The 12,235-nt window shown below is 72.1% G+C and carries 14 protein-coding genes and 1 tRNA gene; 6 read left to right on the top strand and 9 right to left on the bottom strand.

Annotated elements, in window-relative coordinates; genetic code table 11:
- Positions 1-19: 19 nt before the first annotated feature.
- Positions 20-1,234 carry a mannose-6-phosphate isomerase, class I gene (gene manA, locus TR42_RS05290; protein WP_081953193.1) on the bottom strand — a complete coding sequence of 405 codons (1,215 nt, stop codon included), beginning with the start codon at positions 1,232-1,234 and terminating at the stop codon, positions 20-22.
- Between the two features lie 32 nt (positions 1,235-1,266).
- Between manA and serC the strand changes: the two genes are divergently transcribed.
- Together serC and TR42_RS05280 are read left to right on the top strand one after the other, a co-directional pair.
- Positions 1,267-2,391 carry a phosphoserine transaminase gene (serC, locus tag TR42_RS05285; RefSeq protein WP_042213704.1) on the top strand — a complete coding sequence of 375 codons (1,125 nt, stop codon included), beginning with the start codon at positions 1,267-1,269 and terminating at the stop codon, positions 2,389-2,391.
- A complete protein-coding gene (locus tag TR42_RS05280) occupies positions 2,388-3,281 on the top strand; it encodes a CAP domain-containing protein (RefSeq protein WP_042213703.1) in 894 nt (297 codons plus the stop codon). Before serC ends, TR42_RS05280 begins: the two co-directional genes overlap by 4 nt.
- On the opposite strand, the gene TR42_RS05275 is transcribed toward TR42_RS05280, so the two are convergent.
- The 3 genes from TR42_RS05275 to TR42_RS05265 are packed head-to-tail and all read right to left on the bottom strand — an operon-like array spanning position 3,282 to position 5,864.
- The gene (locus tag TR42_RS05275; RefSeq protein ID WP_052405635.1) at positions 3,282-4,424 is read right to left on the bottom strand and encodes an MFS transporter; all 1,143 of its coding nucleotides are present in this window, start codon (positions 4,422-4,424) and stop codon (positions 3,282-3,284) included.
- Between the two features lie 52 nt (positions 4,425-4,476).
- Positions 4,477-5,484: a DUF3027 domain-containing protein gene (locus TR42_RS05270; protein ID WP_042213701.1), complete on the bottom strand. Its 1,008-nt coding sequence runs from the start codon at positions 5,482-5,484 to the stop codon at positions 4,477-4,479.
- Entirely contained in the window at positions 5,484-5,864 is a 381-nt protein-coding gene (locus tag TR42_RS05265) for a cold-shock protein (protein WP_042213699.1), read from the bottom strand. The genes TR42_RS05270 and TR42_RS05265 overlap by 1 nt, the downstream gene beginning before the upstream one ends.
- A 172-nt stretch (positions 5,865-6,036) precedes the next feature.
- On the opposite strand from TR42_RS05265, the gene TR42_RS05260 reads away from it, so the two are divergent.
- The 3 genes from TR42_RS05260 to TR42_RS05250 all read left to right on the top strand — a co-directional run bounded on the left by TR42_RS05260 (position 6,037) and on the right by TR42_RS05250 (position 7,420).
- Positions 6,037-6,747 (top strand): HD domain-containing protein, encoded by a 711-nt coding sequence (locus TR42_RS05260; RefSeq protein WP_042213697.1) that lies wholly within the window; start codon positions 6,037-6,039, stop codon positions 6,745-6,747.
- Positions 6,748-6,830: 83 nt separating this feature from the next.
- Positions 6,831-7,118 (top strand): WXG100 family type VII secretion target, encoded by a 288-nt coding sequence (locus TR42_RS05255; protein WP_042213696.1) that lies wholly within the window; start codon positions 6,831-6,833, stop codon positions 7,116-7,118.
- A gap of 35 nt (positions 7,119-7,153) precedes the next feature.
- On the top strand, positions 7,154-7,420 hold the full coding sequence (locus TR42_RS05250) for a DUF4031 domain-containing protein (protein ID WP_042213694.1): 267 nt from the start codon (positions 7,154-7,156) through the stop codon (positions 7,418-7,420).
- A gap of 74 nt (positions 7,421-7,494) precedes the next feature.
- Here the strand turns inward: TR42_RS05250 and groL are convergent, their stop codons facing one another.
- From groL to TR42_RS05235, 3 genes are all read right to left on the bottom strand, one after another.
- Positions 7,495-9,123, bottom strand: a complete 1,629-nt coding sequence (gene groL / locus TR42_RS05245) for a chaperonin GroEL (RefSeq protein WP_042213692.1) — start codon at positions 9,121-9,123, stop codon at positions 7,495-7,497.
- Between the two features lie 240 nt (positions 9,124-9,363).
- Positions 9,364-9,972: a LytR C-terminal domain-containing protein gene (locus tag TR42_RS14190; RefSeq protein ID WP_143058932.1), complete on the bottom strand. Its 609-nt coding sequence runs from the start codon at positions 9,970-9,972 to the stop codon at positions 9,364-9,366.
- A 22-nt stretch (positions 9,973-9,994) separates the two neighbouring features.
- On the bottom strand, positions 9,995-10,267 hold the full coding sequence (locus TR42_RS05235) for a DUF3263 domain-containing protein (protein WP_042213691.1): 273 nt from the start codon (positions 10,265-10,267) through the stop codon (positions 9,995-9,997).
- 90 nt (positions 10,268-10,357) lie between these two features.
- On the opposite strand from TR42_RS05235, the gene TR42_RS05230 reads away from it, so the two are divergent.
- Entirely contained in the window at positions 10,358-11,032 is a 675-nt protein-coding gene (locus TR42_RS05230) for a uracil-DNA glycosylase (protein ID WP_042213688.1), read from the top strand.
- A gap of 180 nt (positions 11,033-11,212) precedes the next feature.
- On the opposite strand, the gene TR42_RS05225 is transcribed toward TR42_RS05230, so the two are convergent.
- Together TR42_RS05225 and TR42_RS05220 are read right to left on the bottom strand one after the other, a co-directional pair.
- Positions 11,213-11,288 (bottom strand) — tRNA-Thr (locus tag TR42_RS05225).
- 81 nt (positions 11,289-11,369) lie between these two features.
- On the bottom strand, positions 11,370-12,197 hold the full coding sequence (locus tag TR42_RS05220) for a DsbA family protein (protein ID WP_052405632.1): 828 nt from the start codon (positions 12,195-12,197) through the stop codon (positions 11,370-11,372).
- Positions 12,198-12,235: the final 38 nt, after the last annotated feature.

Below are 12,235 nucleotides of genomic sequence, written 5' to 3'. Positions count from 1 at the left end.
CGCACAGGCTAGCGGCTGCCTACGACCTGAAGGTAGGGGCTTCGACCACCACCGCCGTCCCCACGGCGTCGACCACGAGCCGACCGTCCGCGTACGGAACGAAGGCGGCCTCGCCGCGCCTCAGCGCCACGCTGCCGCGCTCCCCGTGGACCGACGCGGTGCCGTCCACGGCGAGCACGATGCGGGGCCCGGGTCCGAAGGTCGCGGACCCCCGCTCGACCATCGTCAGGCAGAACTCGTCGACCGGAGCCGGGTAGCGGGTGACGACTCCCTCGGTCTCGGTGACCACCACCGGCGGAGGGGTCGGCGTGCCGTCGGTGAGCTCGACGAGCAGGTCGATGTCGACGGGCTTGGGGGTGAGGCCCGCCCGGACCACGTTGTCGGAGTTCGCCATGATCTCGACGCCCACACCCGACTGGTAGGAGTGGATGACGCCGGCCCCGGTGAAGCAGGCCTGGCCGGGCGTGAGGCGCACGACGTTGAGCGCGATGGCGACCAGCGCGCCGGGATCGCCGGGGAACTCGAGCGCGGCCGCCGAGGCGACCGCGAGCGACTCCGGAACGCCCGAGCGGCCGCCGACCTCGACGAGCGCCTCGAGCGCCTGGGGAGCCTCGGGATCACGCAGCACGCGCTGGATGTACTCGCCGAGCGCCACCGTGGGCTCCGTCGCGTTCGCGAGGTCCTCCGCCCAGCGCCGCGTGCACGGCTGGCCGAGCCACACGAGGTCCTGAGCGACAGCCGATGCGGGACGGAAGCCCGCGAGCAGCGTCATCGGCGTGAGGGCGACGATCATCTCCGGCTTGTGCGACCGGTCCTTGAACGTGCGGGTCGGGGCCTCGACGGGGACGCCGCGGCCCTCCTCGTCCTTGAAGCCCGCCTCCGCCTGCTCGAGCGTCGGGTGCACCTGGAGCGAGAGCGGCTTCGCGATCGCGAGCACCTTGAGCAGGTACGGAAGCCGCTCCCATCGGGCGGCGAGCGCCGGCCCGAGCATCGTCTCCGGCGCACGCGCGATGAGCGCGTCGAGAGGCTCCTGCTCCCCGGGGTGCAACCCGAGCTCGTCGGCGCCCTGATGGTGCGCGGCGGTCGCGAGCGCGGGGGCGGACGCGTGCGCGCCCCACCAGGCCTCGGCGACGGGCGCGCCGGAGACAGGGCGTCCGACCAGGTCCTCGAGGACCTCGGTCATCCCCCACGCGTAGTTCTGAAGGGCGGGCTGCAGGCGGTACACGTGCGCCATGATGCCAGGCGGGGCGCCACTACAGTGATGCCATGACGGACATCATCGAGATCCCGGCTGCCCTCCTGCCCCTCGACGGGAGGTTCGGGTCGGGTCCGTCCAAGGTGACGGACGCGCAGGTGAAGGCCCTGGTCGCGAGCCAGCCGGGCGTGCTCGGCACCTCGCATCGCCAGGCGCCGGTCAAGGGACTGGTGCGCGACATCAGGTCCATGCTCGGCGAGCTGTACGCGCTCCCCGAGGGCTACGAGGTCATCCTCGGCAACGGCGGCTCGACCATGTTCTGGGACGCCGCGGCGTTCTCCCTCGTCCGCGAGCGCGCCCAGCACTGCACGTTCGGCGAGTTCGGCGCAAAGTTCGCCAAGGCGACAGGCGGCGCGCCCCACCTGTCGGCATCGTCCGTCCGCACCGCCCCCGCGGGAGGTGCGATCCTCCCTGAGGCCGAGGACGGCATCGACGTCTACGCGTGGCCGCACAACGAGACGTCGACCGGGGTGTGCGTGCCCGTGGTGCGCCCGACCGGGATCGGCGACGCGCTCACCGTCGTCGACGCGACCTCCGCCGCGGGGGGCGTCGAGGTCGACATCGCCCAGGCCGATGTCTACTACTTCGCGCCGCAGAAGAGCTTCGCGGCGGACGGCGGGCTCTGGTTCGCGATCGTGTCGCCGGCCGCGATCGCGCGCATCGAGGAGATCGCGGCGAGCGGCCGCTGGATCCCCGAGTCGCTCTCGCTCAAGGTCGCGCTCGACAACTCGCGCGCGGACCAGACCCTCAACACCCCCGCGGTCGCGACCCTCGTCCTCATGCGCGCGCAGCTCGAGTGGATGCTCGCGGGCGGCGGCCTGGGCTTCGCAGCGGCACGTTCGCGCGCCTCGTCGGACCTGGTCTACGCCTGGGCGGAGCGAACGGGATGGACTGAGACGTTCGTCACAGACCCTGTCCTTCGCTCCCCTGTGGTTGCGACCATCGATCTGCACCCGAGCGTGGACAGTGCGGAGCTCCGCCGTCACCTGCGCGCTCAAGGCGTTGTCGATATTGATCCGTACAGGAAGCTCGGCAGGAATCAGATCCGCATCGGTGTGTACCCCGCGGTGGATCCGGAGGACGTCGGCCGCCTGGTGAAGTCGCTGGACTACCTCGTGGAGAGATTGCTGACATGACCGAGATGCAGGATGTGCTGGAGCACAGCCGTCGACGTCGTCGTCACGCTCCGGCCATCCTGCTCGGCGGGCTGCCGGTCGTGATCGCGTCCACGGCCCTCGTGGGCGCCTACACCTTCGTGCCCGCCAACCCCGCGTACGCGCAGGACGCGATCCACGTCCCCGAGATCGGCACGGACGAGCCCCAGCCGCTCCCCTCGATCACCGCGGACGACGCCGATGTCGTCTCCACCGCCTTCCACCGGGTGAAGGTCACGGTCCCCGAGCCGGAGCCGGAGCCCGAGCCGGTCGAGGCGCCCGTCTCCGCCCCGACCACCGCCTCGGCGCCGAGCAGCTCGTCGAGCGGGTCCTCCGGCGGCTCGTCGGGCACGTCGTCCGGCTCCACCTCGCAGAAGTCGAGCGGCTCCACGTCGCAGAAGTCCTCCGGCTCCACCTCGACCACGACCAGCGCCAAGCCGAAGACCGTGGACTTCACCGCCTACTGCGCGAACCCCCAGTCCCCGTCGGGCGCGTCGAGCGTGAGCGGCCTGCTGAGCGCCGCGAACGCCGAGCGCGCGAAGGCCGGCATCGCGCCGCTGTCCTGGTCGGGATCGCTCGCCTCCGCCGCGACCTCGTGGTCGCAGTCGATGGCCGCGAAGGACTCCTCGACCGAGGCGCTCGCCGATGCGCTGGCGCACAACCCGTCCCGGCCCGGCGCCGAGAACGTAGGCGTCGTCTACCGCTCCACGGGCATGTCGGAGTCCACCGCGATGAACAAGCTGCACGTCAACTGGGTCTACTCGTCGGGTCACTGCGCGAACCTCATGAACCCCGCGTACACCCAGATGGGCGCGGGTGCCGCCGTCACGGACGATGGCACCACCTGGTACGCGACCGAGAACTTCCGCTGATCACTCCACGCGGTGCGCGTGCGCGGGCCGCGTGCGCGGCACCCACGCGGCGAAGCCCGCGGTAGCGGCGAGGCCGATGCCGCCGACCGCGACGAGCCCGACCGGGAGCGCCAGCATCGCACCTGCCGAGACGATCGCCGGCCCCGCGAGCCCTCCCACGTCCTGCAGCACCATCCACACGCCGGTGAACACCGACCGCCCGTGCTCGGGCGCGACATCCGCTCCGAGCGTCATCACGAGCCCCGAGCCCCATCCGTTGCCGATGCCGAGCACGAGCGCGACCGCCGTCACCTGCGCGACGCCGTCAGTGAGCGGCAGCGCGAGGAAGCCGAGCGCGAGCACCAGGGTCGACGGGATCGCCGTCCACAGCCGGCCCTTGCGGTCCATGACGGCGCCTGCGGGGTAGAAGAGGAGCATGTCGATGCCCGCGGAGATCGAGAACACCAGGGTCGCGACCTCGGGATCCAGCCCCACGTGCGAGGCCCACAGCGGGACGACCGCGATGCGCGCCTGACGCAGCGCGCCCGTCGCCACCACGGTGACGCCGAGCGTCGAGAGCACGTGCCGCTGCTCGCGGATCACGTCGCGCACCGCCACCCGGCTCGACGGTCGGACGATGCGCCGGTCGCCGCGCATGCCCACGAGCGCGAGCAGCGCCATCGCAAGCACGATGCAGCCCGCACCGAGCCAGTACGTCGCCGAGAGGCCGAGCACGGCGATCACCACCGAGCCGAGCAGCGGGCCGATGAAGTTGCCGATGCGCCACACGCCCGCGAGCGTGGTGAGCGACCGTGCGACGCCGGCACGGGACACGACGGCGAGGGTCTGCTCCTGCCGGGCGACGTGGTACGAGGCGTGCCCGAGGCCGACCAGCACCGCACCGATCATGAAGACAGCGAGGTCCGGTTCGATCGCGGTGACGACCGCGCCGAGCCCCAGCACGGCGAGCGCCGTGAGCGCCGCGTGCGCCGCGCCGAGCCGATGCACGAGCGCGCCGCCGAGGGCGGAGCCGGGCAGCCGCCCGAGCTGATAGGCCGCGACGGCGAGCGAGCCGAACGCCACCGAGTGGCCCATGTCGACCACCGAGAGCGCGAGCACCGGCAGCATCGCGCCGATGCCGATCTCCGCGACGAGGGTGGGCACGTAGACCCGCGCGGCGATCGCGCGGGCGACGCGCCTCGTCGATGCCGGCGCCTCAGTCAGCCTGACGCTCCGGCTCGCCGTCCTCCACGGGGGTCTCGGACCGGTCCGCGCGCGGCTCGACGTCGTCCACGGGGCCGGCCTCCACGGCAGCCTCGACCGCGGCCTCCTGCTCGGACGCGTCCTCGCCGGCCTCCTGCGGGGCGGGGGCATCGTCAACGGGGGCCTCGCCCGGGGAGACGTCCTCGACAACGTCGTCGGCCGCAGGCTCCGGCTCGGGCTCGGGCTCGGGCTCCGGCTCGGGCTCGGGCTCCGGCTCCGGCGTGAGATCCAGGGCGACCGGGACATCGTTCTCGAAGACCGGGTCGGCGTCGGGCCACTGAGTGGCGCCGCGCTCGACGTCGGTCTCGGAGTGCGCGCCGCAGCCGTGGTCCACGCTCACCACGCGGCCGTCGGACGGCGACCACTCGTTGGCGCACGCACCGAAGCGCATGCGCATCGAGCCGGTCAGAGGGATGAAGAACGCGCAGGTCGAGCACGGGGCCGACGAGGCGATCGCCGAGCCGGCGCTCGGACCGTGCGAACCGCGGTACCAGCGGTCGGCCACGTCGCTCCGGCCGTCGGATCCGAGCACGCGCGGGCGGCCGAGGCCGAGCTCCCAGTTCGCGAGGCGGTCCTCGTCCTCCTCGCCCGTGGCCTCGTAGCCCTGGACCAGGCGGCTGTCGCCGGGGATGTAGGGAAGGACCATGGTGGGCTCGAGGTCGCCCGGGCGGACGCGGTCCGCCCACGGCACCCAAGCCGGGGCGAGCAGCGCATCGTCCGCGGGCACCAGGTGCGCCTCGCACACGGTCGCGGTCTTCTGCCGCGGCGCGCGGGCGACCGTGACGGACCACACCCAGCCGCGGTAGCCCGGCATCGTGCACGCGAAGAGGTGCGTGACCAGGCGGTCCTCGACAGAGGTCGCGGTGAGGTGCTCGCCGACCAGCGACTCGTCGCCCGCGGTCTCGACGGCGGCCTCGCGAGCGGCCTCGACGGCCGCGATCAGCACTGCGTCCTTGGCCATCAGGCGTCCAGCTGATCCGCGACGGCCCGCAGCACGGCGGCCACCTGGGCGCCGCGAGCCGGCTCCGGGTACCGGCCCTTGCGCAGGCTGTTCGACACGCCGTCGAGCATCTTGATGAGGTCCTCGACGATGACCGTCATCTCCTCGGGCTTCTTGCGGAGGTTCGCCGCGACGGACGGCGCCGCCTCCACCACGGTGACGTTGAGGGCGGACGGTCCGCGGCGGCCGTCCGCCACCGAGAAGTCGACCTTGGCTCCGGGACGCACGGTGGTGCCCGCCGGCAGCGCCGAGGCGTGCAGGAAGACCTCCGAGCCGTCGTCGCTCGCGATGAATCCGAACCCCTTGTCGGAGTCGAACCACTTCACCTTGCCAGTGGGCACATCTACCTCGTTCGTCCTGGATGGCGCCGCTGCTCGGCACCCCGCACGATTCTAACCGGACAGCGCGCACCCCTCCCATGCCGACGGCGCGCGGCCGAGACCTTTGCCTCGAACAGCGTCATGTGGGCAGACTGGTCGCGTAGAGGGAATCCCCAGACCACTCGAGGTGAACATGGCCACGGCACCCGCGCCTGCTTGGCTGCTCCCGGCGTACGTCCGGGACGCCGCCGCGGTGGGGGCGACCGCATCGGACGCGGAGGTCGCCGAGGCGGGCGCGCGCCTGCTGCTGCGCTGGCAGAACCCCGCGCGCCGCTTCCACGACGTCCGTCACCTGGTCGAGCTGCTCAACCGGGTCGACGAGCTCCAGCAGGAGACGCGGCGGCCCCACTGCGTGCGGCTGGCCGCCTGGTACCACGGCGCGGTGTTCGCATCGGACTCCGAGTCGGCCTACGCCGCGCGCGGCGGCGAGGACGAGGACGCGAGCGCGGAGTATGCGCGGATGGAGCTGCGCGATCTCGGAGTCCCGGACGCGAAGATCGATGCGATCGCCACGATGGTGAAGGGCCTCACGCGGCACGTCGTGGTGCCCGACAGCCCGGACGCGGCCGTGCTGTCCGACGCCGACCTCGCGATCCTGGCGTCGGATCCGCAGCGCTACAAGGCGTACATCCGCGACGTACGTGAGGAGTACGCGGAGATCCCCGAGGACCGGTTCCTGGAGAGCCGCCGGGCGATCGTCGCGCGTCTGCTGTCGCGCGACCGCCTGTACACGAGCCCGCTGGGCGCGACGTGGGAGGCGCAGGCACGCCAGAACCTCACCGCCGAGCTCGCGCGCCTCGACAAGGCCATCGCGGCGATGTCCCCGGCCGCCGACGGCGCCTGACCTCTCCCGCCGCCTCTCCCTCGGCGGCGCTCGCGCGCGGTACGCGCCTAGCGTCGGGATCACCCGAACCCGAGGAGGATCCCATGCAGTACCACGTCGATGCGGCCGAGGTCTCGGCCGCCTCCGCCCGCGCCGCGCGCTCGTCCGACGCGATCCGCGCGGAGGTCGCCTCGCTCATGGCCGAGCTCACCCGCCTCGACGCATCGTGGCGCGGCGGCGCGGCCTCCGCCTTCGGCGACGTGCGGGAGCAGTGGCGCGGCGCGCAGACGCACGTCGAGTCCGCGCTCGACGCCATCACGCAGGCGCTCGCGCACGCGGCTCGCTCGTACGAGGAGGCCGAGGCGACCGCATCGCGGCTCTTCGCGAGGTGACCCGACAGCCTCGATGCGCCGCCTAGCCTGGGACGGTGATCCTCATCGACCCGCCTCTGTGGCCCCGCCACGGCACGGTCTGGGGCCACCTCGTCTCGGACTCCTCGCTCGACGAGCTCCACGGCTTCGCCCGACGCGCAGGGATCCCACCGCGAGCCTTCGACCTCGACCACTACGACTATCCGGTCGAGCGCCTCGACGCGCTCGTCGCGCTCGGCGCCGTCGAGGTCTCGACGCGCGAGCTCGTCACCAGGCTCCGGGCCTCCGGGCTTCGCGTCACGGCCGCGCACCGGCGCCGCTGACACGACGAAGGCCCCCGCCCCCGGCGAACCGGGGACGGGGGCCTTCGTTCTGGCTTCAGCCCAGCGGTACGGGCTTAGAAGCCCATACCGCCCATGTCGGGCGCGCCACCGGCGGGCATCGCCGGCTCGGGCTCGGGCTTGTCGGCGACGACGGCCTCGGTGGTGAGGAACAGCGCCGCGATCGACGCGGCGTTCTGCAGCGCCGAGCGGGTCACCTTGACCGGGTCGTTGACGCCCGCGGCGAGCAGGTCGACGTACTCGCCGGTCGCGGCGTTGAGGCCGTAGTGGACCGGGAGGCCCTTGACCTTCTCCACGACGACGCCGCCCTCGAGGCCGGCGTTGACGGCGATCTGGCGCAGCGGCGCGGTGATCGCGGCCTCGACGATGCGGGCACCGGTGGCCTCGTCGCCCTCGAGCTCGAGGCCCGAGAAGGCGGACGTGCCGGCCTGGATCAGCGCGACGCCACCACCGGCGACGATGCCCTCCTCGACGGCGGCCTTCGCGTTGCGAACGGCGTCCTCGATGCGGTGCTTGCGCTCCTTGAGCTCGACCTCGGTGGCCGCGCCCGCCTTGATGACGGCGACGCCGCCGGCGAGCTTGGCGAGGCGCTCCTGGAGCTTCTCGCGGTCGTAGTCCGAGTCGGAGTTGTCGATCTCGGCACGGATCTGGCGGACGCGGCCCTGGAGCTGCTCCTCCGAGCCCGCACCCTCGACGATCGTGGTCTCGTCCTTGGTCACGACGACCTTGCGCGCCTGACCGAGGAGCTCGAGGCCCGCGTTGTCGAGCGAGAGGCCGACCGACTCCGAGATGACGGTACCGCCGGTGAGGATCGCCATGTCCTGCAGCATCGCCTTGCGGCGGTCGCCGAAGCCCGGCGCCTTGACGGCGACGGCCTTGAAGGTGCCACGGATCTTGTTCACGACGAGGGTCGCGAGCGCCTCGGACTCGACGTCCTCGGCGATGATCATAAGCGGCTTGCCGGTCTGCATGACCTTCTCGAGCACGGGCACGAGGTCCTTGACCGAGTTGATCTTCGACTCGACGAGCAGGATGTACGCGTCCTCGAGGACGGCCTCCTGGCGCTCGGGGTCGGTGACGAAGTACGCCGAGAGGTAGCCCTTGTCGAAGCGCATGCCCTCGGTCAGCTCGAGCTCGAGGCCCAGAGCCGAGGACTCCTCGACGGTGATGACACCCTCCTTGCCGACCTTGTCCATCGCCTCGGCGATGAGCTCGCCGATCGCGGGGTCGCCGGCCGAGATGCCCGCGGTCGCGGCGATCTCGTCCTTGGTCTCGACCTCCTTGGCGGCCTCGAGCAGCTGGGCGGTGACGGCCTCGACGGCCTTCTCGATGCCCTTCTTGAGCGCGATGGGGTTGGCGCCGGCGGCCACGTTGCGCAGACCCTGCTGCACGAGCGCCTGGGCGAGCACGGTGGCGGTGGTGGTGCCGTCACCCGCGACGTCGTCGGTCTTCTTGGCGACCTCCTTGACGAGCTCCGCGCCGATCTTCTCGAAGGGCTCCTCGAGCTCGATCTCCTTGGCGATGGACACGCCGTCGTTCGTGATCGTGGGGGCGCCCCACTTCTTCTCGAGCACGACGTTGCGACCCTTGGGTCCGAGCGTGACCTTGACGGCGTCGGCGAGGGCGTTCATGCCCCGCTCCATGCCGCGGCGGGCCTCCTCATCGAAGGCAATGATCTTTGCCATGGGGGTAGTACCTCTTCCGATGGATGACGGTCCCCCACCGCCCGCGACGGACGATGCGCGGGCCGGCGTTCCTGTCACGCCCGACCGCGTACCTCGGCGGAGAACCCTAGGTCTCTTAGCACTCGGACCTGCCGAGTGCTAACGCCGATTCTGGCACTCTCCCCCGTCGAGTGCAAACGCCGTGAGCGGTGTTCGCCCCAGGCGTGATCCGCTGCGGCGCGCGATGCGCCGCGGGTCCGGCTACGGCTCGGAGACCAGCTGGACCTCGACGTCGACGTCGGTGCTGGTCGCGTCCATCTCGACCGTGTCGATGCCGAGCAGCGACGCGACCTCGTCGGCGGTATCGGCGAAGGCCTCGTCCGCGTAGACCACGCGGTTGGCGGTCGGGATGTCGCCCGACAGGTTGGCCGCCGCCGGGGCCGCGAAGCCCGCGTCCTCGAGGATGGCCGCGTTCGAGCCGGCGAGTCCGGTGATGCCGGAGCCGTTGAGCACCGCGATCTCCGCCTCGTAGTCGATGACAGGCTCGGGCTCGGCGGTCTCGGAAGGCGTCTCGGACGGCTCCTCGGTGGGCTCCTCCGACGCGCCGTCGGTCGACCCGCTCGCCTCCGCCGTGGGCTCGGCCGACGCCGTGGCCTCGACCGTGGGGCTCGCGCTCGACTCGGACGCCGGGGTCACACCGGTGTTCCAGAACAGCTGCGCGACGATGAAGGCGACCAGTCCGGCGACGATGAAGACGACGAGCGGCACCATGGCGACGGTCCACCACGGGCGCGGGGCGCGATGCACCCCGACGGGGCCCCCGGAGGAGGCGATCTCGTCGAACTCGTCACGCTGGTAGTCGCTCGTCACGGGCACACCTTATCGTTCCGCCTCACGCGCTCAAGGGCGCCGCTCCGGCCCCGCGCCTGCGCGCGTCGCGCATGCGCCGCAGACGCTGGACCAGCACCGGATCGTGCGCGAGCGCCTCGGGCGAGTCGATGAGCGAGTTCAGAACCTGGTAGTACTGCGTCGCGCTGAGCCCCAGGCTCTCGCGCACCGCGTCCTCCTTGGCTCCCGCGTAGCGCCAGAAGCGTCGCTCGAGCGCGAGGATCGCGACGGCGCGCTCATCGAGCACAGAGCCCTGCGCCTCGGGTGCCGCGTCCATCGTCTCCTCCTCGTCGGTGGGGTCCACCCTAATCGCGCGCGCGGAGGCGCTCGGACAGGCGCGCGGCGACCCGTCGCTAGGGTGTGAGCCATGGACGAGGCGTGGCGCACCGGGGTCGCGCCGGACTGGGCCGAGGCTCTCGCTCCGGTCGAGGACAGGCTGCTCGCCGCCTTCGACGCGGTGCGAGACGAGCCGCACCTGCCCGCGCCCGACGCCGTGCTGCGCGCCTTCACGCTGCCGCTCGCGGACGTGCGCGTCCTGCTGGTCGGCCAGGACCCCTATCCGACGCCGGGCGACGCGGTCGGCCTGGGCTTCTCGGTAGCGCCGGGCGTGCGGACGCCGCCGTCGCTGCGCAACATCGCACGCGAGCTGCGCGACGACACCGGCGAGGAGCTCGGCTCGGGCGATCTCACGCACTGGCACGACCAGGGGGTGATGCTTCTCAACCGCGTGCTCACGGTGAGGCCCGGCGAGTCCGCGTCCCACCGCGGGCTCGGGTGGGAGGACGTGACCGCGCACGCGATCGCGGCGCTCGCCTCGCGCGGCGGACCGCTGGTCGCGGTGCTGTGGGGCAAGGATGCGCAGTCGGCCGCCCCGCTGCTCGGCGCCGTGCCGACGGTCGCGAGCGCGCATCCGTCGCCGCTCAGCGCCCGCCACGGCTTCTTCGGCTCACGGCCGTTCTCGCGGGTGAACGCGTTGCTCGAGGAGCAGGGCGCGCCGCCCATCCGCTGGGGATCCCCAGCGGATCGCACGGCGCTCTTCTGACGCGCCCCATCCTCGCCGGGACGCTCACCATGCTTCTGAGCGTGGATCGGTGCCGCACGGGACCGTCACCTCCACCGGGGTCGGACGCGAGCAGCCCAAAGCGTGGTGAGTGTCCCGTACGGCGCAGTCTCACCCCGCAGATGCGGGGTGAGCGTCCCGCCGGGGTTCGCGAGGAGCGAGTGGAGCTGGCAGCGGGACTCGAACCCGCAACCTTCGCTTTACAAGAGCGCTGCGCTACCGATTGCGCCATGCCAGCCGGGGCGCCCAGGATACCGGGGCCCGGAACGCGCGAGCGCCGCACCGCCCCTGAGGACGATGCGGCGCTCGGGCGACGGGATCAGCCCAGGCTCTCGAGGTACGCCTTGAGGTTGCCCGCGGTGAAGTAGTCGACGGACGGGGCGTCGTCGTTGCCCGTCTCGTTGAGAATGACGCCGTCCGCGAAGTCGCCGGTCTCGGACACGCGCACGGTCGGGGTGCCACGCATGCCGTCCTGCGAGGACTGCTCGGTCGCGGCGGTCGCCCACTTGAGCATGCCGTCGTCGTCGAGGCTGGCCGCGACGTCCTCGGGCACGCCCACGCTCAGCGCGATCTGCTCGATCTCGTCGTCGCTCAGGCCGTCCGAGTTCTCCTCGGGCTGGTTCGCGAACATCGCGGCCGAGAAGTCGAGGAAATGCTCGGGCGCGAGGTGGGCGACCACGCCCGCCGCGCCGGCGGAGCGGGTCGAGAAGCTCGTGCCGTTGGAGTAGCGGTCGAGGATCGAGATCGGGTGGTAGTACACCGCGATGTCGCCGGCCTCGCGCATCTCGTCGAGGTCGTCGGCGTTGGTCTGCTCGAACACGTTGCAGATCGGGCACATGAAGTCGAGGTAGATGTCGACGCGCGTGACGTCGGTCGGGACGTCCGCACCCGCGACACCGCCGGTGCCCACCGGGATGCCGCCGGTCGCGTCGGCCGAGGCGGGCTCGGTCGCGCCCTCGGTGCCGAGCTCGGGCACCTTGCTCTGGTTGACGATGAAGAAGATCAGGCCCGCGAAGAGCGCGAGGCCCACGACCGAGCCGGCGACGATCATCAGCATCGTCCGGCGCTCCTGGGCGCGCACCTGCGCCTGGGCCTGGGCCTTGGCCGCGGCGCGCGCGTCCGGAGCCTTGGTGTTCTTGCTCGCCATCGATCTCTCCAGATTTCAGTCGTTGGTTGTCACGACAA

Source organism: Demequina mangrovi, from assembly GCF_000759715.1.
GTDB classification, from domain to species: domain Bacteria; phylum Actinomycetota; class Actinomycetes; order Actinomycetales; family Demequinaceae; genus Demequina; species Demequina mangrovi.
This window is presented reverse-complemented; position numbering and strand designations above follow the sequence as displayed.

Excerpts from the sequence above, each read along its gene's own strand:
- manA (WP_081953193.1), bottom strand. The coding sequence starts at position 1,234 with ATGGCGCACGTGTACCGCCTGCAGCCCGCCCTTCAGAACTACGCGTGG.
- serC (WP_042213704.1), top strand. The coding sequence starts at position 1,267 with ATGACGGACATCATCGAGATCCCGGCTGCCCTCCTGCCCCTCGACGGG.
- TR42_RS05280 (WP_042213703.1), top strand. The coding sequence starts at position 2,388 with ATGACCGAGATGCAGGATGTGCTGGAGCACAGCCGTCGACGTCGTCGT.
- TR42_RS05270 (WP_042213701.1), bottom strand. The coding sequence starts at position 5,484 with ATGGCCAAGGACGCAGTGCTGATCGCGGCCGTCGAGGCCGCTCGCGAG.
- TR42_RS05260 (WP_042213697.1), top strand. The coding sequence starts at position 6,037 with ATGGCCACGGCACCCGCGCCTGCTTGGCTGCTCCCGGCGTACGTCCGG.
- TR42_RS05255 (WP_042213696.1), top strand. The coding sequence starts at position 6,831 with ATGCAGTACCACGTCGATGCGGCCGAGGTCTCGGCCGCCTCCGCCCGC.
- groL (WP_042213692.1), bottom strand. The coding sequence starts at position 9,123 with ATGGCAAAGATCATTGCCTTCGATGAGGAGGCCCGCCGCGGCATGGAG.
- TR42_RS05235 (WP_042213691.1), bottom strand. The coding sequence starts at position 10,267 with ATGGACGCGGCACCCGAGGCGCAGGGCTCTGTGCTCGATGAGCGCGCC.
- TR42_RS05230 (WP_042213688.1), top strand. The coding sequence starts at position 10,358 with ATGGACGAGGCGTGGCGCACCGGGGTCGCGCCGGACTGGGCCGAGGCT.
- TR42_RS05220 (WP_052405632.1), bottom strand. The coding sequence starts at position 12,197 with ATGGCGAGCAAGAACACCAAGGCTCCGGACGCGCGCGCCGCGGCCAAG.